The organism is Paenibacillus sp. URB8-2, assembly GCF_013393385.1.
Classification (GTDB): Bacteria; Bacillota; Bacilli; order Paenibacillales; family Paenibacillaceae; genus Paenibacillus_AQ.
Genome location: NZ_AP023239.1, coordinates 760,558 through 782,252 on the forward strand (window position 1 = coordinate 760,558; position 21,695 = coordinate 782,252).

General features: G+C 55.5%; 21 protein-coding genes, 1 rRNA gene and 1 riboswitch. Of the genes, 15 read left to right on the top strand and 7 right to left on the bottom strand.

All coding sequences use genetic code 11. The annotated features are described in order from the left end of the window. The first annotated feature begins 101 nt into the window (after positions 1-101). The 4 genes from rrf (at position 102) to PUR_RS03540 (ending at position 4,134) form a co-directional block, all read left to right on the top strand. Positions 102-218, top strand: a 5S ribosomal RNA gene (gene rrf, locus PUR_RS03525). A gap of 151 nt (positions 219-369) precedes the next feature. Beyond that, positions 370-864 carry a heme-binding protein gene (locus tag PUR_RS03530; RefSeq protein WP_179034050.1) on the top strand — a complete coding sequence of 165 codons (495 nt, stop codon included), beginning with the start codon at positions 370-372 and terminating at the stop codon, positions 862-864. 198 nt (positions 865-1,062) lie between these two features. Then, complete coding sequence (locus PUR_RS03535; protein WP_179034051.1) at positions 1,063-1,812, top strand: acyl-[acyl-carrier-protein] thioesterase; 750 nt, start codon at positions 1,063-1,065, stop codon at positions 1,810-1,812. Positions 1,813-1,989: 177 nt separating this feature from the next. Further along, complete coding sequence (locus PUR_RS03540) at positions 1,990-4,134, top strand: DNA topoisomerase III (protein ID WP_179034052.1); 2,145 nt, start codon at positions 1,990-1,992, stop codon at positions 4,132-4,134. A 475-nt stretch (positions 4,135-4,609) separates the two neighbouring features. On the opposite strand, the gene PUR_RS03545 is transcribed toward PUR_RS03540, so the two are convergent. Next, positions 4,610-5,650, bottom strand: a complete 1,041-nt coding sequence (locus PUR_RS03545; protein WP_179034053.1) for a zinc-binding alcohol dehydrogenase family protein — start codon at positions 5,648-5,650, stop codon at positions 4,610-4,612. 141 nt (positions 5,651-5,791) lie between these two features. On the opposite strand from PUR_RS03545, the gene PUR_RS03550 reads away from it, so the two are divergent. The 3 genes from PUR_RS03550 (at position 5,792) to PUR_RS03560 (ending at position 7,132) form a co-directional block, all read left to right on the top strand. After that, complete coding sequence (locus PUR_RS03550) at positions 5,792-6,169, top strand: winged helix-turn-helix transcriptional regulator (RefSeq protein WP_179034054.1); 378 nt, start codon at positions 5,792-5,794, stop codon at positions 6,167-6,169. A 221-nt stretch (positions 6,170-6,390) separates the two neighbouring features. Further along, entirely contained in the window at positions 6,391-6,654 is a 264-nt protein-coding gene (locus PUR_RS03555; RefSeq protein WP_179034055.1) for a DUF1294 domain-containing protein, read from the top strand. A gap of 43 nt (positions 6,655-6,697) precedes the next feature. Further along, complete coding sequence (locus PUR_RS03560; protein WP_179034056.1) at positions 6,698-7,132, top strand: universal stress protein; 435 nt, start codon at positions 6,698-6,700, stop codon at positions 7,130-7,132. 133 nt (positions 7,133-7,265) lie between these two features. Here the strand turns inward: PUR_RS03560 and PUR_RS03565 are convergent, their stop codons facing one another. The 6 genes from PUR_RS03565 to PUR_RS03590 all read right to left on the bottom strand — a co-directional run bounded on the left by PUR_RS03565 (position 7,266) and on the right by PUR_RS03590 (position 12,307). After that, on the bottom strand, positions 7,266-7,838 hold the full coding sequence (locus tag PUR_RS03565) for a nitroreductase family protein (RefSeq protein ID WP_179037725.1): 573 nt from the start codon (positions 7,836-7,838) through the stop codon (positions 7,266-7,268). Between the two features lie 580 nt (positions 7,839-8,418). After that, a complete protein-coding gene (locus PUR_RS03570) occupies positions 8,419-8,829 on the bottom strand; it encodes a DUF1667 domain-containing protein (protein WP_179034057.1) in 411 nt (136 codons plus the stop codon). Beyond that, positions 8,826-9,854, bottom strand: coding sequence for an NAD(P)/FAD-dependent oxidoreductase (locus PUR_RS03575; protein WP_179034058.1), 1,029 nt, complete (start codon positions 9,852-9,854; stop codon positions 8,826-8,828). Before PUR_RS03575 ends, PUR_RS03570 begins: the two co-directional genes overlap by 4 nt. A gap of 21 nt (positions 9,855-9,875) precedes the next feature. Then, positions 9,876-11,318 carry an NAD(P)/FAD-dependent oxidoreductase gene (locus tag PUR_RS03580; protein ID WP_179034059.1) on the bottom strand — a complete coding sequence of 481 codons (1,443 nt, stop codon included), beginning with the start codon at positions 11,316-11,318 and terminating at the stop codon, positions 9,876-9,878. Between the two features lie 24 nt (positions 11,319-11,342). Continuing rightward, positions 11,343-11,543, bottom strand: a complete 201-nt coding sequence (locus PUR_RS03585; protein WP_179034060.1) for a hypothetical protein — start codon at positions 11,541-11,543, stop codon at positions 11,343-11,345. Beyond that, complete coding sequence (locus PUR_RS03590) at positions 11,540-12,307, bottom strand: hypothetical protein (RefSeq protein ID WP_179034061.1); 768 nt, start codon at positions 12,305-12,307, stop codon at positions 11,540-11,542. The genes PUR_RS03585 and PUR_RS03590 overlap by 4 nt, the downstream gene beginning before the upstream one ends. A gap of 325 nt (positions 12,308-12,632) precedes the next feature. Beyond that, positions 12,633-12,734: riboswitch (purine riboswitch) on the top strand. 233 nt (positions 12,735-12,967) lie between these two features. On the opposite strand from PUR_RS03590, the gene purE reads away from it, so the two are divergent. The 8 genes from purE (at position 12,968) to purF (ending at position 21,674) form a co-directional block, all read left to right on the top strand. Then, on the top strand, positions 12,968-13,453 hold the full coding sequence (purE, locus tag PUR_RS03595) for a 5-(carboxyamino)imidazole ribonucleotide mutase (protein WP_179034062.1): 486 nt from the start codon (positions 12,968-12,970) through the stop codon (positions 13,451-13,453). Further along, positions 13,450-14,712, top strand: a complete 1,263-nt coding sequence (locus PUR_RS03600) for a 5-(carboxyamino)imidazole ribonucleotide synthase (protein WP_179034063.1) — start codon at positions 13,450-13,452, stop codon at positions 14,710-14,712. The genes purE and PUR_RS03600 overlap by 4 nt, the downstream gene beginning before the upstream one ends. Before the next feature lie 6 nt (positions 14,713-14,718). Next, complete coding sequence (gene purB / locus PUR_RS03605; protein WP_179034064.1) at positions 14,719-16,014, top strand: adenylosuccinate lyase; 1,296 nt, start codon at positions 14,719-14,721, stop codon at positions 16,012-16,014. A gap of 27 nt (positions 16,015-16,041) precedes the next feature. Beyond that, on the top strand, positions 16,042-16,935 hold the full coding sequence (locus tag PUR_RS03610) for a phosphoribosylaminoimidazolesuccinocarboxamide synthase (RefSeq protein WP_179034065.1): 894 nt from the start codon (positions 16,042-16,044) through the stop codon (positions 16,933-16,935). A 93-nt stretch (positions 16,936-17,028) separates the two neighbouring features. Continuing rightward, positions 17,029-17,274, top strand: a complete 246-nt coding sequence (purS, locus tag PUR_RS03615) for a phosphoribosylformylglycinamidine synthase subunit PurS (RefSeq protein ID WP_124696273.1) — start codon at positions 17,029-17,031, stop codon at positions 17,272-17,274. 5 nt (positions 17,275-17,279) lie between these two features. Next, the gene (gene purQ / locus PUR_RS03620; RefSeq protein ID WP_179034066.1) at positions 17,280-17,969 is read left to right on the top strand and encodes a phosphoribosylformylglycinamidine synthase subunit PurQ; all 690 of its coding nucleotides are present in this window, start codon (positions 17,280-17,282) and stop codon (positions 17,967-17,969) included. Continuing rightward, the gene (purL, locus tag PUR_RS03625) at positions 17,947-20,193 is read left to right on the top strand and encodes a phosphoribosylformylglycinamidine synthase subunit PurL (RefSeq protein WP_179034067.1); all 2,247 of its coding nucleotides are present in this window, start codon (positions 17,947-17,949) and stop codon (positions 20,191-20,193) included. The genes purQ and purL overlap by 23 nt, the downstream gene beginning before the upstream one ends. Further along, entirely contained in the window at positions 20,178-21,674 is a 1,497-nt protein-coding gene (gene purF, locus PUR_RS03630; RefSeq protein ID WP_179034068.1) for an amidophosphoribosyltransferase, read from the top strand. The genes purL and purF overlap by 16 nt, the downstream gene beginning before the upstream one ends. The last annotated feature ends 21 nt before the right edge of the window (positions 21,675-21,695 follow it).

Sequence of the window (21,695 nt, forward strand, 5' to 3'; positions counted from 1 at the left end):
TCTGTTGAATGCAGCTCTAGTAGTTGCGGTAAACAGAAGTTGCTATCAGCATTTGGCGATGCTGAAAACCTGATGTATGCATTTGTTCAAGCAAATGCCCGTTTGGTGGCGATGGCGGAGGGGTTCCACGCGTACCCATCCCGAACACGACCGTTAAGCCCTCCAGCGCCGATGGTACTTGGACCGAAGGGTCCTGGGAGAGTAGGACGCCGCCAAGCACATGAACCACTGCTGAATTTCAGCAGTGGTTTTTTGTGTTTTTAAGAGGAGAAGCTCTGAATTTTAACGGCGGATTTCATAAAACCTTCAGTAGATTCATAGTAATGATATGAGGCGGATCGTAACGATTAATCAGACAGGAGGATGATCATGATGGCGGCGACGATCGAAGAGGTATTGCAGCAGGAGAGTGATATGGAGCTTGATTCGTTCTCGGCGGCGGATGCCTTTACGTTGGGAATGAATGTACTGGAAATTGCCGGCGAACAAAGCAGTGGTCTCGTCGTTTCGGTCAGGCGCAATGGAAAGCTGTTATTTTACAAAGCCGGAACGAATACGGTTATTAATCAAGATGATTGTATTAGGCAAAAGACGAATGTCGTTAACCTGCATGGACACAGCTCGCTGTACCTTTTTCTAAAGTATGACGGTGATGAACAAGCCTACTGCCAAGTCAACGGCGTTAGTTCCGGGGATTATGCCCTTAATGGGGGCTGCTTTCCTATTAAGCTGCGAAATGCCGGAATGATCGGAACGGTGGCGGTTAGCGGGCTGACTTCGGAGGAAGAACATCTGCTATGCCTGAATGCCATTTCCCTCCTTAAGCGGCAGCAATACGAAGGAGAAGCATCATCCGTCAAATGATTACGCTGCGGGGATATACGCTCATACCAGCCGGCAGCTCCGGAATCGGAGTTTGACCGGTTTTTGTTATGTGCCCCATTTCCGTCTGCAATTGAGAGTTGCTTTTTAACCGGATGGGGCTATACAGTATAAAAAGACTGGATTTTTATTGAAATAAACATGGAATTATAATTTTCGTATATGGAACAGGGGTATGTTATGGACAAGTCAACTGCTCTCTTATGGGAGGAAAGTCAAAAGGTCTATGCCAGCGACACGGATTTTCGGGCGGGAGGCAAGCTTTCTTTTATCCTGGATATGATGCAGCATGCAGCCGATTCGGCCGTAGCCGGTATGGGAGTCAGTCTGGCAGAGATGCTGCGGATGAATATGGGATGGATGCTGATGACGTTGGATGTACAGATTGGGAGCCTTCCCCGGCAAGGAGATCAATTAGCGGTTCGTACTTGGTGTAAAGGAACTAAGGGGCCGTTGTGGCAGAGGGATTACCGCATTTATAATGGTCAGGGTCATGAGGCGGTGTCGGCAAGGTCAGTATGGGCGCTCGTTGATACCACGAAACGGAAGATTTTGCGGCCGAGCGCATTCCCTGCTGAAGTTCAGTTCTATACCGGCGATTCAGTGGGGGATATTCCCGAAAAAGTCGTCATTCCCCAAGAGATTGTGCTAACCGAGGCTTACCGGTATCAGGTCAGGTACAGCGGGCTGGATAATTACGGACATTTGAATAATGCGCGTTATGGGGATTTGTGCTGTGATGCGCTTCCGCTGACGGCTTTTGAAACGAAACAACTGCGGCGCTTCCGGATTACCTATTTGCAGGAGGCAACCTTTGGGGAGGAAATGGTTATTCAGGCGTCGGCTGAAACAAGTGAAGGCTTTTATGTGCGGGGCGTTCGGGAAAGTAAGGTGTATTTTGAAGCGAGTCTGGATTTCGATTCCGAATAGCGAGTGTCAATAAGGGCGGCTTATTCTTACCGGCGAGTGAGAGGAAGTCGTTTTTTTATGATAGCGGAAAGGAAGATGCTCCGATACCGGTGGATCGATAGACCTTCAAGCGGGCGTGCTTGTACCCGTCCCTCCGCGTAATGGTATAATAGTCCGGTATATGGAAAGGAGCGAGCTATGAAAGTATTGGTACTAGCGGAAAAGCCGTCGGTGGCGCGCGAAATTGCGCGGGTGATGGGCTGCCGGGAGAAGCAGAAGAGTTATATGGAAGGACCGGGGTATATAGTGACCTGGGCGCTCGGCCATTTAGTGGGTCTGGCGGAGCCCGAGGATTATGATCATAAATTTGCGACATGGGCGCTGGAGGATCTGCCGATCCTGCCGGACCGGATGAAGCTGAAGGTGCTACGGGAGACGGGCGGACAGTTTAAGGCGGTTCAGCATCTGATGAAGCGCCAGGATGTCGGAGAGCTCATTATTGCGACGGACGCGGCGCGGGAAGGGGAACTGCTGGCGCGGTGGATCATGTCCATGGCCCAGTGGAAAAAGCCGTTCCGGCGGCTGTGGATCTCTTCCCAGACGGACAAAGCGATTAAGGAAGGCTTTGCGTCGCTTAAGCCGGGCCGGGAGTTCGACCGGCTGTACGAGTCGGCGCGCTGCCGCGCCGAGGCCGACTGGATGGTCGGCCTTAATGTGACGCGGGCGCTGACCACAAAGTTCGGCGCGCCGCTCTCGGCGGGACGCGTGCAGACGCCGACGCTTGGCATGATCATGGACCGTGAACGGGAAATCATGAATTTCCGGTCCCAGGAATTCGACACGCTGATCGCGGACTTTGGGAATTTCCAGGCGCAGTGGAGAGCGGGCGGCGGGGATGGCCGGATTTTTGACAAGGACAAAAGCGCCGCGCTGGCTAAGCAGCTTGAGGGACGGAACGGTACGCTGACAAAGGTGCAAAAAAGCGAGAAGAGCGAGCCTCATCCGCTCGCTTACGATTTGACGGAGCTGCAGCGGGATGCGAACCGCAAATTCGGATTCTCGGCGAAGCAGACGTCGAGCGTGCTTCAGCGACTCTATGAGCAGCACAAGCTGGTCACGTACCCCCGGACGGACAGCCGGTATTTGACGGCGGATATGACGGGTACCTTGAAGGAACGACTGGATAGTGTAGCGGTCGGTCCTTATGCGGCGCTTGCCCGTCCGCTGCTGCGCAAGCCGCTGAATATTACGAAGCGGATCGTCGACGACAGCAAGGTGAGCGACCATCATGCGATTATTCCGACGGAGCAAACGGTCCTGCTGAATCAGCTCAGCACGGAGGAGCGGAAGCTGTACGACTTGATCGTGCGCCGGTTCATCAGCCTGTTCTATCCGCCGGCCCGTTACGATGCGGTAGCCGTAACGGTTACGGTGGACGGGGAAACCTTCACGGCCAAGGGTACGACCGTCAAGGACGCCGGCTGGCGCGAAGTCTACGGCGGCGACCTCAGTACGGACGATGACGAGGAGTCGGAGTCCGGGGGAGGCGAGGCGGAAGGGCGCGGCGTGACGCTGCCGGAGGTGCGGCAGGGCGATACGGTACCGATCCGCCGCTGCATGCTGCGCGGCGGCCGAACGCAGCCGCCGGGACGCTACAACGAGGCGGCGCTGCTGACGCAGATGGAGAAGCATGGCCTTGGTACGCCGGCGACCCGGGCGGACATTATTGAGAAGCTCGTATCATCGGATACAATCGAGCGGCAGGGCAATGTCCTGAATCCGACCGGCAAGGGCAAGCAGTTGATCGAACTGGTTTCACCGCAGCTCCGCACGCCGGACCTGACGGCCCGCTGGGAGGCCGAGCTGGAGCGGATTGCCCGCGGCCAAGGGAAGCCGGAGCCGTTCCTGCAGGGCATCCGCGGCATGGCCAAGGAACTCGTCGCCGAAGTCAAGAGCAGCGGCGCGGAGTACAAGCCGCATAATGTCTCCAGCAGTCACTGTCCACAGTGCGGCACGCGGCTTCTGGAGAAGAAGTCGAAGCGCGGCATGCTGCTCGTCTGCCCGGCAGACGACTGCGGTTATACCCGGGCAGGGGAGAAGCGGTTATCGAACCGCCGCTGCCCGCAGTGCCACAAGAAGATGGAGCTGAAAGAAGGCAAAGCGGGCTTGTTCGTTCAATGTCTCGGCTGCGGAATTACGGAGACCGTGAATAAGGACAGCAAGCATATGAACAAGCGGGAACAGCAGAAGCTCGTGCAGCAGTACAGCAAGCCGGAGAGCATCGGAACAAGCCTCGGAGATCTGCTGAAAGCTGCAATGGAAGGCAATAAAGAGGGGAAATAAGGGCGCGATAAGCGGATAAATGCCATAATACAAGTGAAAAAACTTCAGGATCTATCAGAAAAGGCCATGGACGGGAAACGTTCGTGGCTTTTTTGAAATATCAGAAAGGATAAGCTTCGCGCTTATCCTTAGCCTGATATTTTTACGAGAAACGGATGCCTTCCTCTTCCAGAGGACGGCGAAGCCGTTTCTTCTTAAATAGGCAAGCTGGCGGAATGGTATAATCCGCATGTTCCGTTCTATGTCGGCGCGGCATTTGTAACGGTTGCGGTAGGCGTCGTCCGAATGGGACGAGTGTTCCTGCGTTATGTGGACGCATCGTCCGGCAGACATTAAGCGGAATAAACCCGGGCACCCGCAGAGAACCGTCAATCGCGAATCAGAAAACTCCCGCAAAGCGGGTGGGATCGCCCACAGCCTTGACGGGAGTTTTTTGCAAGCTGGAAGGTTCTTGTCTGAGTACCCTCAAGCCGATCTATTCAAAATGCTCCAATACGATCTTCCCAACCGTCCGGCCCGTTTCGATCATGACATGCGCTTGGCGAAGATTTGCGGCGTTGATCGGTTCCAGTTTGTCGGTCAGGGTGGTACGGATCACTCCGGAGTCGATCAGGCGGGCGGTTTCATTCAGCAGCTCATGCTGCTTGACCATATCCGCGGTTTGGTACAGCGAACGGGTGAACATGAATTCCCACACGAAAGCTGCGCTTTTATTTTTGAGAAGATCCAGATCAAGCGGCTCGTCGGTTTCGACAATCGAGCAGATTTTGCCTTGTGGAGCAATGGCTTCGGACATATGCCCCCAGTGCTGCACAGTGGCGTTCAGGCACAAAATATAATCGGCATGCGAAAGTCCCGAGGCTTTCATTTGGGCAAGGAAAGGCTCGTAGTGGCTAATGATATAATCAGCCCCGAGGCCTTTGGCCCATTCGGAAGATTCGGAGCGGGACGCGGTGCCGATCACGGTCAAGCCAACATATTTGGCCAACTGAATCGCAATGGAGCCAACGCCGCCGGCGGCGCCGATAATGAGCAGCGTTTTGCCGGCATTATCCTCTTTGGACATCGAGACGCCCAGTCGATCGAACAGTCCCTCCCATGCGGTAATTGTCGTTAGCGGGAGCGCGGCCGCTTGGGCAAAATCGAGAGAAACGGGCTTTTGTCCAACGATCCGTTCATCGACAAGATGATATTCACTGTTCCCGCCCGGACGGTCGATGGCGCCTGCGTAATACACCTCGTCCTCCGGCTGAAACAGCGTGCAATCCGGCCCCGTCTGCTCTACAATGCCCGCGATATCCCAGCCCAGCACCTTCGGCGACGTTTCCGTCTTCGCTTTGGGAGCGCGAACTTTGACGTCGACCGGGTTGACGGATATGGCGTTGACTTTGACGAGCAGATCCCTGCCGGCGGGAACCGGCTTTTCGATGTCCAGATCGATCAGGCTTTCGGGATCGGCAATCTCAAGATACTTGTAAAGTCCTACGGCTTTCATCGTTTGCTTACTGCTGTTCATATGCTCTCCAACTCCTCGGTAAATTTTTTGTATGCAAAAGCTCAAAAAGGTTCTATGTTTATATTAAACAAATGGTATTAAAATAATAAGTACGCACATTTATGTTATGTAGTATCCAAATTGATACTAAGGAGGATTTGTATGCGAAACCGAAAAAACGGATATGGCGAATGCCCGAATGATCAGGGCTGCCCGGTTGAATATACGCTGGATGTGATAGGGGGAAAATGGAAGGGGGTTCTGTTGTACCACCTGATCGAAGGAACCAAAAGGTTCAACGAGTTCAGACGAATCTGCCCTGCCGTTACCCAAAGAATGCTGACCCTGCAGCTGAGAGAGCTGGAAGAAGACGGCGTGATCCACCGGGAAGTGTATCATCAGGTGCCGCCTAAGGTCGAATATTCGCTGACGGAGTTCGGGCGGACGCTGGTTCCGATTATTTTGCTGATGCGGGATTGGGGCGAGGTGTACAAAAAGAGACCCGGCTCCCCAAACGGGCAGCTTCCTTCTCAGTCGTAACCGGGGTTCCCAAATAACGAGGGCGTCCCGATACGCATTAAGGATATCAGATGATCTCCCGGAAGAACGGAAGATAGAGACAAGAAGACGACTGCAGATGAAGCGTCAGGAATGAAGGAAAGAGCGGGGAAATCGGCTTCCGCTGACGGTACTTTGTTGGTTTTTTGCCTGAAAGGGTAATATAATAGAGGTATAGGGCGGCAGGAGGAGAGGAGCCTGGAATGGTCAAGATTGTGGCGCTTTGGTTTGCAATTATCAACATTATCGGCTATATAGTCATGTCGGAGGACAAGGATAAAGCCCGCGGCAGAAGGGAACGTGTGCCGGAGAAAACGCTGTTTCTGCTGGCGGCGATCGGAGGGGCTCTCGGCGTGATGACGGCCATGTACCGCAGACGCCACAAGACACGGCATCTTTCCTTTGTCATCGGCATTCCGGTGCTGGTGCTTCTGAACGTCCTGATGTACAGCTATTTTTTGCAATAAACCTTTCATTAGGAAGGACAAATTGAAAAAAGAGGTGGCGTACATGTTATTCTCTAAAATCTTGCTCGCCTATGACGGATCGAAAGCGGCCAACAAAGCGTTGGACCGCGCCATCGAACTGGCCAAGGTAACGCCGGGGTCCTCCCTGCATGTCGTACACGCATTTGAATTCCCGCGGTTTTTTATCGGGGAAGCTCTCGCGCCTCTCCCGGCTTCGGTCAACAAGGATTATTACGATTTGGCGGTGCAGACGACAGAAGAAGTGAAACGGCGGCTTGCGGATGAGGGGCTGAACGCGAAGGTAGAGCTGCTGCAGGGGGCGCCTGCGGAGACGATTTTGAAATACGCCAAGGATCAGGCGGTGGACGTGATCGTGATCGGCAGCCGGGGCCTCGGAGGCATTCGCGAGTTCGTGCTCGGCAGTGTCAGCCACAATGTGGTGCAGAGTGCGCGGATTCCGGTATTGGTCGTAAAATAAAAACTTTGTAGTGAAAAGGAACGCTTCGGCGTTCCTTTTTTAATAACTAAGAGGGTACTACATTCCCGTACTTGCGAAAAGAGGCATGGAAACGAGTCTCTGCTCTTTTCGCGTTACGGTTCTATCGAGTTATTTACAAATTAACGATGATGTCTTCCAGTTTCCGCTTCGGCACATGATGAACGCCTTGTTCGTCACGCCAATATTTGATATCCTGCGGGTCCGTCACTTCTTCCAGGACAACAACTTCCTTCGGTTTGCCAAGCGCAATAACCAGTATAACCTCGTATCGCTCCGGAATGTGCAGCGCCTCTGCTAAAGCCTGCTTATTGCTTGCGCCGAACATGCAGCCCCCGAGCCCCTTCTCGCAAGCGCCCAACAGGATGCTTTGACAAGCGATTCCATGATCCCAGAAAGGGTTGCCGCTTATCTCCTTGTCGCCCAGCACCACGATATAAGCCGAAGGCCGCTCGCCCTCCTCCGGTCCATCCCAATCCGTCAAATAACCCGCCCATCTCAGATGCGGAAAGATTAGGCTGTTCTTCTCATCATCATGAGAAAGGATGTACTTCAGGGATTGCAAATTGCCGCCGCTGGAAGACAGGCGCGCCAGATCAATCAGTTCCTCCAAAGTTTCCCGCTCAATTTTAACATCCTCATAAAACCTTCTGTACGTTCGGTTTTTCTTGACAAGCTCCTTAATCACATTCGACAACCTCCATTTTATCGGCTCCATGTTCAGCCTGAGTAATCGACGGCCTTTAGCCGCCCGTCCTCGTAAAGAACACTTCATACTCTTAGTATTTCTATCAGTATACCATGTTTCACCTAGACTGGAATCTATAGCTTTCGCCCTTAACGGCCAGGGTAACGCGAACTTCTTGTTCAGAGGTGTCCAGGTTCTCGATGACAATGAAGTTGTCGCCTATCTGGACAAGGGGTCTTCGTCGCAACCGGGTATAACGTTTACCACAGCACCAACAAGTATTTCGGCTTCACGAAGGTGAACTCGTCGGCAATTACCGGTACGAGCTACAGCGCGGGCAGCTATGCTTCCGGCACGCATTATTTCCGGATTACCCCAATCGCCAACAACTATAAAGGGGGTACTCCAACGACGTTGTGGTTACCATCCCTTAAGTTCCGGAAGTGAATAAAAAATATCCCCGTAAGCATTCGCACTGCTTATGGGGAAGCTTAGAAATATTATGATTCTGCTGATAATTCTAGCAAAATTACGGCCTGATGTTAATATTGCGCAAGATAAAAAACGCGCGTGATGAAAACTAACACCCTGCACCGGATATGTCATGAGCAACTGATGATGATTGATCTTTCGCAACGCTTTTTGAACTGATGACATCAGTTCCGGTTCCCAGAATGCCGGCAATCAGCACTTCTCCTACTCTGACGGGGGCCTTCACCCGGAGTTCCTTGACCAGCCGCATCCATTCGCCAATCCGTTCCTTCGGCAGCGGCTCACTGGAGCGAACTGGAAGGCGTTTGCAGACACCGCCCTCAATTGGAACCGTAGTTGTCACAATGCGGGAGGGGCAGAGGATTTCATCATGCGCATACCGTTTTCCCCGCTCACAGGAATACCCGGATATGTAGGTCACAACCCGATCCAGCGTATAGACGTCCAGGGGGCATTCCTTAGGGCAGACAATGCATGTAAGAGTGCTCTGTTTCATCATCTGGCGATATGCCTCCCGTCTTGATGCTCGGGGTCGGACCCCGTCCGGCGGTACTTGTCAAGGATGAATCTGGCGGCAGAACGGCCGGCCAATCTTCCCTGGATGGTGACATAATCGGCCAGACTATGGATGGACACCGCGTTCCCGCAAGCAAAGATTCCCTCGGCGCTTGTCTGCAGCCGCTCGTCAACGGCCAGACCGCAATTATCTTCGTCAATGGCAATTCCGGCTTGAAGAGCCAACTCATTCTCCGGGATAAGGCCGACGGAGAGGAGCAGCGCGTCGCACGGGATCAACGTTTCCGTACCCGCAATTGGCTGCATCCGGCTGTCCACTTGAGCAAGCTGGACACCCTCCAGCCGGTCCTTCCCGATCGTGGAAGTGACGGTATGGCCGAGAAGGAGGGGGATGCCGAAATCGTCGAGGCATTGAATCACATTGCGGCCCAGACCGGAAGGAGCAGGCATGGCTTCGACAACAGCGACAACCTCGCTTCCCTCAAGCGTCAACCGGCGGGCCATAATAAGCCCGACATCGCCCGATCCAAGGATGACCACACGCTTGCCGATGCGATATCCTTCCAGATTCATATAACGCTGAGCGCTGCCGGCTGTAAAAATCCCGGCCGGGCGGTCGCCCGGGATGCCGATGGCTTCCCGCGTACGCTCACGGCAGCCGGTAGCCAGCACGAGCGCCTCCGCCCCAATCTCCATGAACCCGTCGGCAGCATTGACTGCCTTGACGGTTCGCTTCCCCGATATTTCAAGCACAGTTGTATCTGTCTTGTACACAATATCCGACTGCCTGACGGATTCAATGAAGCGTTCGGCGTATTCGGGTCCGGTCAGTTCCTCCTTGAAGAGATGCAGGCCGAATCCGCTGTGGACACACTGCTGCAGAATTCCGCCTAATTCCCGTTCCCGTTCAAACAGGATAATGCGCCCTATTCCACTCTTTCTCGCTTCCAGCGCGGCAGCCAATCCCGCAGGGCCGCCGCCGATGACCGCAAGCTCAAACCGTTCCATGCATTGCCTCCCGTCCGCCTGTCAAGGCATTGAATCAGACAAAAGCTCCGACCCGTTATTTTCATATAAAACCTCTTCCATGCGCCGGCCCAGCTCCTTAGCCAACAAGCTTGTAACCTTCGGCCCGCAGAAGCCGCCCTGACATCTGCCCATTCCGGCTCTCGTCCTGAGCTTGACGCCATTAACGGAACATGCTCCCGGCACTCGGTTGATAGATTCGCGGATTTCCCCTTCGGTGACCTGCTCGCATCTGCATACGATGCTTCCGTAGCCGGGATGCTGCTGAATCCATTGGTTCCTCTCGTCGTTCGGTATGGACTTGAAAGAGACGATGCCGCCGCGATTCGGAACAAAGGCGGAGTTGCGTTTAAGAGCAAGCCCCATTCTGTCATAAATGGAAGCGATCATGTCCGCGATGTAAGCAGCTATTGCCGGAGAGCAGGTGAGGCCGGGGTTGTTGATGCCGGCGGCATGGATCAATCCTGTCATCTCTTCCGATTCTTGGATCAGGAAATCGCCTGCGCTGCATTTGGCCTTTAGTCCCGCAAAAGAGCGAATGACCAGATGCTCCGGAATGCGGCTGGAGATTTTAAGAGCCGACTTCATCAGCTTTTCCATTTGTCCGGCCGTCGTTTTTTTGCTCGTACGGTCATCGGTTGGCTCCATGCTTGGCCCGATCATCACGTTGCTGTGAAGGGTGGGGATAAGGAAGACGCTTTTTTCTTTCTCGGACTTGCAGTGGGCTATGATGTGGCTGATCTGAAACTTGGCGCTGCGGTCGAGCACGGCGTATTGTCCACGCTTCGGCAGGATAGAAAAAGACTCCGAACCCGCCATCCGGTTAATAAGGTCCGTATTGATCCCGGCACAATTGATGACGGCCTTCGCTTCCAGTGTGCCGTCCGCAGTTTCAACTGCGATTCCGTCCTCCAGCGTCGCAAGTCCGATCACTTCTGTATTCAGTTTAAACTCCACACCATTCGCAGCTGCGTTCTCCGCCAGAGCGAAGCACAGCTCCCACGGATCAACGATTCCGCATCCCGGATTGAGCAGAGCCGACCCTACCCCTTCATTCAGGAAGGGCTCACGCTGCAAAGCTTCTTCCCTGCTGAGGACGCGGATGCCAGCAATGCCGTTGGCGGCTGCCCTTTTGCGAAGCTCCTCGATGGCAGCATCGTCTTCGTCGTCGAAACCGACAACCAGCATGTCGACGGGTTTGAACGCGACATCAAGCTCCCGGCACAGCGCCTCGAACATTTGCCTGCCCCGAAGAGTCAACCGCCCCTTAAGCTTGTCCGGCCGGGCGGTGTGCCCATTGTAGACGATGCCGCTGTTGGCCTTCGTCGCCCCGCAGGCAATCTCATTATTTTTCTCAAGCACGGTGATACGAAGCTGATATTTGGACAGTTCCCTGGCAACCGCGGTTCCAACAACTCCGGCACCTATGATGACGATATCGTACACGCGTTCTTTCCTCCTTTCCGTGAGCTAATCGGTGATTTCCGGCTTGCCGGCCATACAATGATAAGAATCGCTTGTCCATCGCCGAAAATAACAGTTTAGGCAGGATACAGGTTCGTCCGACACCCATTCCTCTTCTACATCGGGACGGAAGGAGGAGCAGCGCGATGCTTGTTCCACAGCCAGAAGGTCTTCGGATGAATAGGGGTCATGCTCATTCCCGCTCATTGGCTTATTCTCTGCAGCAGATGAATCTGCTGCTTGGAGCAGGTCTGCCAAACGGGCGCCTGTTCCCCGGTTTCCAGCGGCTGAACAGGAATGACCGCTTGGCCTTCGGACAAGATGGATTTCACCATATTTCCCACGACCACCGTTGCATCCCCGCCCAGAAGGGCTCCATCAAGGCTTCTGATCCCATCCACCCCGGCGAGCGCGCAAAGCTCGGCTGCAGTAAGAATGGTTCCCGGCTCTCCGACCTTATGCTTATCTTTGAACGACCCGTCGTTGCCCCCTAGGCGCAGTCCCGCTCCGGCCATCGCCCCGATTACGCCTTGTCCGGTTCCGCCGTGTTCCGACAGGTGAATTCCAAGCTCCGACGCCAGAACGTATGCATCATTCTTGTCCAGCACTTCCCGCTTGGCACGATAACCGTAGTCGATTAACCGCACAGGGTCTGCAAGCCGATCCGGGATTATGACGCATAGGCCGGGATCAGCCTCCGGCTCGCTCTCCGTTTCCAAATGCTGGACGCTGAAATCAATGACAGCCTGAAGATACTGAGGATCAATCTCCGCTTCAAAACACATCGAGCTGTTGTGTGAGGTATATGGGATGTCCTCATGGAGCAGGAGCTGATGCCGGGTAATTCTGCTGGAGTTACCCCAGCCGTTGGATTTAATGGCCCGGGCTATATTTTTCGCTAAATCTCCTGTTCCCTTTATTCCTTTGGTCGTAAAATTATCCGTATCGTCAATACTCACCAATATTCGCATAAGGTTCTCGCCTTCCATTGATTTTTAGTGTCTAAATATATCTAAATATATCTTAATATATTTAAATATGAATTATATCAGCAAACGACAATCCCAGAAGCGATAGGCTGCAACCGACACAATAATGTAATAAATCTTCCTATAAATAAGGAAGCAATTCTCACAAACCATTTTCAGGATGCAGACCAACTTCTTCAGGATATGGACAAGTTTTGAAGAAAGACATTCGCAATAAAGCGAAGAGAATCTGTCAAAAAGCGAACAATTTACCTGGAGGCTATGATAATGTTCGTGTTTAAGTTGACATACGGTGTAGGGGGTTGTTAAACTGAAGGCATAAACAGCTCGTATAAATCCGGGGATAGGGCCCGGAAGTTTCTACCTGGGAACCGTAAATTTCCGGACTACGGGGAATTAAAAGACATAAGGCGACATCGCTTACGGTTTGTCCGGGAGAGTCGATGCTGTCCTTTTTCCTGTCGCCCCTTGAGGGGAATGCCCGGAAAATGTCTATTATTTCCTCCGCAGTCCGAATTTCCCGCAAAATACGTTTGGGAATCGGGCTTTTTTTGTGCGAATTATGGAAAACTATAGAGAAATGGGTCAAGATAGAGACGAGAGCTGATTTACCATTCATATGAACGGAAGGCAGGTTGAACAATGTCGGTGCAGGTAGCTGTCATCATGGGCAGCAAATCGGATTGGGAAACAATGCAGCATGCGTGTGCAGTGCTGGAAGAGCTTGAGATATCCTATGAGAAAAAAGTGGTATCCGCCCACCGTACGCCGGATCTCATGTTCCGCTATGCGGAGGAGGCCGCGGAGCGGGGCATCCGCGTTATTATCGCCGGCGCCGGAGGCGCGGCGCATCTTCCGGGCATGGTGGCCGCGAAGACGATTCTGCCCGTTATCGGCGTGCCGGTGCAGTCGAAGGCGCTGAACGGGCTCGATTCGCTGCTCTCGATCGTACAGATGCCGGGAGGCATACCGGTCGCGACGGTAGCAATCGGCAAGGCCGGCGCGGTCAATGCCGGGCTGCTGGCCGCGCAGATCATCGGAACGTTCGATCCCGAAGTGCAGCGCCGGGCGCAGCGCCGCCGGGACGCTATCCGCGACGAAGTGCTGGAAGGCAGCGACGACCTATGAGCGGCGGAATAGGCGGAGGCGAGGGAGTGCCGGAGCGCGTTGAACGGACGCTCCGTCCGGGAGCGACCGTCGGCGTGCTCGGCGGCGGCCAGCTCGGACGCATGATAGCGCTGGCCGGCAGCGCCATGGGCTACCGCTTCGTGGCGCTGGACCCCGCGCCGGATGCGCCCTGCGGGCAGGTATCGCCGCAGATCGTCGCGGCGTACGACGACATCGCCGCGGCGCGGGAGCTTGCGCGCCGCGCGGATGTGATCACGTACGAGTTCGAGAACGTCGACGCGGGCGTGGCCGCGCTGCTGGCGGAGGAATCGTACGTGCCGCAGGGCAGCGCGCTGCTGTACACGACGCAGCACCGGCTGCGCGAGAAGGCCGCCATCGAAGCTGCGGGCGTCCCGGTGGCCCCGTACCGCAAGGTGGCAAGCCTTGCGGACCTCACGGCCGCGGCCGCGGAGCTCGGCCTGCCGGCGGTGCTGAAGACCGTCACCGGCGGATATGACGGTAAGGGACAGGCCGTCCTCCGGCGGGAGGACGAGCTTGAGGAGGCGTTCCGGCGGCTCGCGCCGGAACGGGCTGCCTCGGCCGTTCCGCCGCAAGACGGGCCGGCCGAAGGAGACGCCGGCTTCCCGGCGGGGGAAGACGCCCCGCTTGTGCTGGAGAAGTTCGTGCCGTTCCGGTGCGAAATTTCCGTCATCGCCGCCCGCAGCCCGCGGGGCGAGGTGAAAAGCTTTCCACCGGCGGAGAATATTCATGTGAATAACATTCTCCATCTGTCCATCGTGCCCGCCCGGGTGCCGGAGGCTATCCAGAGCAAAGCCCGCGAACTGGCGGAGAAGCTGATTGCGGGGCTGGACGCCGTCGGGCTGCTGGCGGTGGAGATGTTCGTGACGGAGGACGGCAAACTGTTCGTCAACGAACTGGCGCCCCGGCCGCACAACTCCGGTCATTACACAATGGATGCCTGCGCCACCTCGCAGTTCGAGCAGCATGTTCGGGCGGTATGCAATCTGCCGCTCGGCGATACGGAGCTGCTGACCCCCGCCGTCATGGTCAATGTGCTGGGCCAGCATCTGGAGGGGGCAGTCGAACGCTTTTGCAGCGATGATGAAGAGGCCAACCGGCTTGGAGTAATCCCCAAGCTTCATATATATGGCAAGACCGAAAGCAAGACAGGCCGCAAAATGGGCCATATCAACCTGCTCTGCAAGGATACGGCGGATGCGCTGGCCTGGGTAGAGCAAACTAACCTTTGGAGGAACTGAAATCACATGATCGAACGTTACAGCAGACCGGAAATGCGTGCTATCTGGACCGAAGAAAATAAATTCAAAGCTTGGCTCGAAGTGGAGCTGTGTGCCTGTGAGGCGTGGGCGGAGCTTGGCGTCATTCCGAAAGAGGATACGGTCAAGCTGCGGGAGAACGCGGAGTTCAATATCGACCGCATCTACGAAATCGAGCAGGAGACGCGCCACGACGTTATCGCCTTTACACGCGCGGTATCGGAGAGCCTCGGGGCGGAGCGCAAATGGGTGCACTACGGCCTGACCTCCACGGATGTCGTTGACACGGCGCTTGGATACCTGCTGCGCCAGGCCAACGAGATTTTAGAGAAGGACATTTTGAATTTTATTGATATTTTAAAAGACAAGGCAGTCGCCTACAAAGATACGCCGATGATGGGACGCACGCACGGCGTGCATGCCGAGCCGACAACGTTCGGTCTCAAAATGGCGCTGTGGTACGAGGAAATGAAACGCAATCTGGAGCGGTTCCGCCACGCAGCAAGCGGCGTACAGTTCGGTAAAATTTCCGGCGCGGTCGGCACCTATGCCAACATCGATCCGTTCGTCGAAGAGTTCGTCTGCCGCAAGCTGGGCACAAGCCCCGCGCCGATCTCGACGCAGACGCTTCAGCGCGACCGTCATGCCGAGTACATGGCGACTCTGGCGCTGATCGCCACTTCGCTGGACAAGTTCGCGACCGAAATCCGCGCGCTGCAAAAGAGCGAGGTGCGCGAAGTGGAAGAGGCTTTTGCCAAAGGACAAAAAGGTTCGTCGGCAATGCCGCACAAGCGCAACCCGATCGGCTGCGAGAATATTTCCGGCTTGTCCCGGGTCATCCGCGGACATATGGTAACGGCCTACGAGAACGTGCCGCTCTGGCATGAACGCGACATCTCGCACTCCTCGGTGGAACGGATCATTCTCCCGGATGCGACGATGCTGCTGAACTATATGCTGAACCGCTTCGGCAACATCGTGAAGAACCTGACCGTGTTCCCTGAAAATATGAAGCGCAACATGGAGCGTACCTACGGGGTTCCGTTCTCCGGCCGGGTTATGACGAAGCTGATCGACAAGGGCTTCAGCCGCGAGCAGGCTTACGATACGGTGCAGCCGCGCGCCATGCAGGCTTGGGAGACGCAGAAGCATTTCCGCGAAATTGTGGAGAGCACGCCGGAAATAACGGCGGTACTCAGCCCCGAAGAGATCGCGGACGCGTTCAATCCGTCGTGGCACCTCAAAAATGTCGATACGATTTTCAGCAAGCTGGGCTTGATCTAAACTCATTTCTTCAAGGGAGGAAAGACCATGACATACCCTGCCGTATCGACTGCGGTGGATTTGATCGACGCACCGCTGCTGTATAAAGGCAAAGTGCGCGAGCTGTACGATTTGGGAGAGCATATGCTGATCGTCGTGACGGACCGGATTTCCGCGTTCGACTATGTGCTGGAGCCGGCCGTGCCTGAGAAAGGCAATGTGCTGAACCGGCTGAGCGCCTTCTGGTTTGGGCAGACGAAGGAACTGTTGGAGAACCATGTTGTTCATATTGATGTGGACCGTCTGGGCAGCATTGCGAAGGAGCCGGAGCTGCTGAGAAATCGCATTATGGTTGTGCGCAAGGCCCAGCGGATCGATATGGAATGCGTCGTTCGGGGCTACATCACCGGAGGCGGCTGGCGTCAGTATCAGGCGACCGGCGAAGTGAACGGCATCAAGCTTCCGGAGGGTCTGCGCAAGAACGGGCAGCTTCACGAACCGATCTTCACCCCGGCGGCCAAGAACGACGTCGGACACGACGAGGACATTCCTTTTGCCAAAATGCAGGAGCTGATCGGCGAAGAGCTGGCGAACGAGCTTAAGGAGAAGAGCCTGAAGCTGTACGGATTCGCACGGGATTACTGCGCGGAGCGCGGCATTTTGCTGGCTGACTGCAAATTTGAGTTCGGTATCTTGGACGGCAAGGTCATCCTGATTGACGAAATTTTTACGCCGGATGCTTCCCGTTTCTGGGCCAAAGACAAGTACACTCTGGATGTTGAAATCGACAGCATGGACAAGGAGCCGGTGCGGGCTTATCTCGCTTCCTCTTCCTGGGACAAGAACAGCACTCCGGACCCGCTTCCGGAGGAAGTCGTTGCCGAGACGAGCCGCCGCTACCTGGATATTTACCACCGGATTACCGGCCATTCGCTGAACTGATTTTTTGGATATTGGGAAATATTTGGATATTGGGAAATTCAATATAAATTAAAATGCTTAACGGCATGAACATTTAGGAGGAACGACAAGGGTATGTTAAAAGCGACGGTATATGTCACCATTAAAAAAAGTGTGCTTGATCCCCAGGGTGTAGCTGTACAAGGGGCGCTTCATTCTGTAGGCTTCCAGGAAGTTGAAAGTCTGCGCATCGGCAAATATATCGAATTGACTCTGGATACGAACGACCGTGAAGAGGCCGCCAAACGGCTTAAAGCAATGTGCGAGAAGCTGCTCGCAAATACGGTAATCGAGGATTACCGATACGAATTGGAGGCGTGAATGTCATGAAATTTGCTGTCCTTGTCTTTCCCGGCTCCAACTGCGATATCGACTGCTACAAAGCGGTACAGGAAACGCTTGGCGAGCCCGTTGACTTTGTGTGGCATACGGCGACCGACCTGTCTGATTATGATTGCATCCTCGTTCCGGGAGGCTTTTCTTACGGCGACTACCTGCGCTGCGGCGCGATTTCGCAGTTCGCTCCCGTGATGAACGAAGTAGCCAAAGCGGCTGAGCAGGGCAAGTTCGTGCTCGGTATCTGCAACGGATTCCAGATTTTGACTGAGGCGGGACTGCTGCCGGGCGCGCTGCGACGCAATGAATCGATGAAATTCCGATGTCATGATACGACGCTTAAGGTCGTTAACAATACTACTCCGTTCACGACGGAGTATGCCAAGGATGAGGAGATCGTCATTCCGATCGCCCACGGCGAAGGCAACTATTACTGCGACGATGAGACGCTGGCTTCGCTTAAAGCGAACAACCAGATCGTCTTCACTTATTCGGACAATCCTAACGGCTCTGTCGCCGATATTGCAGGCATCTGCAATGAACGCGGCAACGTCGTCGGCATGATGCCGCATCCGGAGCGGGCGGTTAATACCCTGCTCGGCTCGGAAGACGGCAAGCGAATGTTCAGTTCTATTTTGAAGACATGGAGGGATACTCATGGCACAGCAAGTGTCCGCTAAGGAACCGACCCCGGAGCAAATTAAGGACCAGAAAATTTACAGCCAGTTCGGCGTGTCGGACAGCGAATACGAGCTGATCTGCTCGTTCATGGGACGCCTTCCCAACTATACCGAAATCGGCGTGTTCAGCGTTATGTGGTCCGAACACTGCGCGTACAAAAATTCGAAGCCGCTGCTTCGCCGCTTCCCTGTAAGCGGCCCCCGTGTCCTGATGGGACCGGGCGAAGGCGCAGGGATCGTGGACATCGGCGACAACCAGGCCGTTGTATTCAAAATCGAAAGCCACAACCACCCTTCGGCGGTCGAGCCATACCAAGGCGCCGCAACGGGCGTGGGCGGGATCATCCGCGATATTTTCTCGATGGGCGCAAGACCGGTAGCCATTCTGAACTCCCTTCGTTTCGGCAAGCTTGAGAGCGACCGGGTAAAATATCTGTTCGAGCATGTCGTGTCCGGCATTGCGGGGTACGGCAACTGTATCGGCATCCCGACCGTCGGCGGCGAAGTGATGTTCGACAACAGCTATGACGGCAATCCGCTCGTCAACGCCATGTGCGTCGGTCTCATTGACCACGACAAAATCCAGCGCGGTGTCGCCAAAGGCGTAGGCAACCCGGTATTCTACGTTGGACCGCCTACGGGACGCGACGGCATCCACGGTGCGACCTTCGCTTCGGTGGAGCTGAGCGAGGAGTCGGAAGCGAAGAAGACGGCGGTGCAGGTCGGCGATCCGTTCATGGAGAAGCTGGTTATGGAAGCCTGCCTCGAGCTAATCGACACCGGCATCGTCCTTGGAATTCAGGACATGGGCGCGGCGGGTCTGACCTGCTCGAGCTCAGAAATGGCGAGCAAGGCGGGCAACGGTCTGGAACTGTATCTCGACCAGGTGCCGCAGCGCGAGGAAGACATGACGCCTTACGAGATGATGCTGTCGGAGTCGCAGGAACGGATGCTGTTCGTTGTCGAGCCGAAGGATGAGGCGCAGGCACAGGAGATTTTCGACCGCTGGGGCGTTATCTGCTGCAAAGTCGGCAAGGTAACGGACGATGGCCGGTTGAAGCTGTTCCATCACGGTGAAGTAGTTGGTGATATGCCGGTAACGGCGCTGGTAGATGAGTGTCCGGTGTACGACAAGCCTTCTTCCGTACCGGCTTATTACGAGGAGAACGCGGCTGTCGATACGCTTCGCTATGAAGAAGTGACCGACCTTGGCGGCGCACTGAAGAAAGTGCTGGCTTCCCCGACGGTGGCAAGCAAAGCGTGGATTTATAATCAGTATGACTACATGGTTCGCACCAGCACGGCGGTTCGCCCCGGCTCGGACGCTGCGGTCGTGACGATTAACGGCACGCGCAAAGGCCTTGCGATGACGACGGACTGCAACGGCCGCTACGTATACCTCGACCCTGAAGTCGGCGGCAAAATCGCGGTCGGCGAAGCGGCGCGGAACATCGTCTGCTCCGGCGCGCAGCCGCTGGCGATTACGGATAACCTGAACTTCGGCAGCCCGGAGAAGCCGGATATTTTCTGGCAGATGGAGCGCGCCGTTGACGGCATGGCGGAAGCCTGCCGCGTGCTGGACACGCCGGTTATCGGCGGCAACGTCAGCCTTTACAACGAGAACGCAACGGGTGCCATCTATCCGACTCCGGTAGTCGGCATGGTGGGACTGGTAGAAGATACGGATCATATTACGACTCAAGCCTTCAAGAGCGAAGGCGACGCTATTCTGCTGCTAGGCGAAACGCTCGTGGAGCTTGGCGGCAGCGAGCTCCAGTATGCCGTGCACGGCGTAACGGAAGGCCGTCCGCCGCAGCTTGATCTTGCGGTAGAGCGCAAGCTGCTTGACGCCGTGCTTGGCGCCATCCGCAGCGGCCTTGTCCGCTCGGCGCATGACCTCTCCGAAGGCGGTCTGGCGGTTGCGCTGGCCGAGAGCTGCATCAGCGGCCGGATCGGCGCTAACGTTGAACTGGCTTCGAACGGCCTGCGCCGCGATGTGGCGCTGTTCAGCGAGAGCCAGTCGCGCATTCTGCTTACCGCTTCGAGCGACAAGGCTGAGGAACTGCGTGCGTATATCGCCGCTGCGGGCGTGCCGGTTCAGGTTATCGGCAGCGTAGGCGGCGACCGTCTGCGCGTAAATCTTGACGGTTCTTCCGCCCTGGACGAACCGGTGGCGGAGTTTACAACCATTTGGGAGGATGCTATTCCATGTCTTATGAAATAAAGACCGGGAACAAGCAGGCGGAACCCCTCCTGTGGACCGGCGACTTTTACAACGAAGGAACGGGCTCGGGAGATATATTTGATACATTGAAAGAAGAATGCGGCGTTTTCGGGGTCTTCGGACACCCGGAAGCCGCTTCCATGTCTTATTACGGCCTTCACGCGCTTCAGCACCGCGGTGAGGAAAGCGCGGGGATCTGCGTGGCGAACGGCCGGGATTTCAATTACCACCGCGGTATGGGACTGGTAAAAGAAGTGTTCGACAAAGATAAAATCCAGTCACTGGTCGGCGACATGTCCATCGGGCATGTTCGTTATTCCACCAGCGGCGACAGCCGGCTGACAAACGCGCAGCCGCTCATCTTTAAATACCGCGATGGCGATCTGGCGATTGCCACGAACGGCAACATCGTGAACGAGCCGCTGATCCGGCGTAAGCTTGAGAGCAGCGGCTCGATCTTCCAGACGACAAGCGATACCGAGGTGCTGGCGCATCTGATCGCGCGTTCGCTGAAGGATTTTGTGGAAGCGGCCAAAGAGGCCCTTCAGCAGCTCGTCGGCGGCTTCGCTTTTCTGCTGATGACCAACGACAAGCTGCTGGTTGCTTCCGACCCGAACGGCCTGCGGCCGCTCGTGATGGGGCGCGTTGGGGAAGCGTATATTTTCGCTTCCGAATCCTGCGCGCTGGAGACGATCGGCGCGGAGCTTGTCCGTGATATTCAGCCGGGCGAACTGCTTATTCTGGACGAGAGTGGCTTGACCGAGGACCGGTTCGCCGAGCCGCAGCGCAAAGCGCTGTGCGCGATGGAGTATATTTATTTCGCACGGCCCGACAGCGATATGAACGGAGCGAACCTGCATGCCGCCCGCAAGCGGATGGGCAGCCGGCTCGCGCTTGAAGGCTTTGTCGACGCCGACATCGTGACGGGCGTACCGGATTCCAGCATCTCCGCCGCCATTGGCTACGCGGAGCAGACCGGCATTCCTTACGAGCTTGGGCTGATCAAGAACAAATATACTGGCCGGACGTTCATCCAACCGAGCCAGGAGCTGCGCGAGCAGGGTGTCAAAATGAAGCTCAGCGCCGTCCGCCGCGTCGTGGAAGGCCAGCGCGTCGTCATGATCGACGACTCCATCGTTCGGGGCACGACCTCGCGCCGGATTGTGAATCTGCTGCGCGAAGCGGGAGCGACCGAGGTGCATGTGCGCATCACATCGCCGCCTTTCAAGAACCCTTGTTTCTATGGCATTGATACACCGGATAGACGCGAGCTGATCGCTTCTCATCAGTCGGTTGAAGAAATTCGCCGCGAGATCAACGCGGATTCGCTGGCGTTCCTATCGCCAACCGGACTAATTCAGTCCATCGGCGGTCTGAGCAGCGGAGATTACAAAGGCGGGCTGTGCCTGTCCTGTTTCGATAACGATTATCCAACGCAGGTTGACTTCGGCGGGGCGGAGAAGGAAGGGTGCGGCTGCTAAGGTGGGTCCATCCCCCTAAAT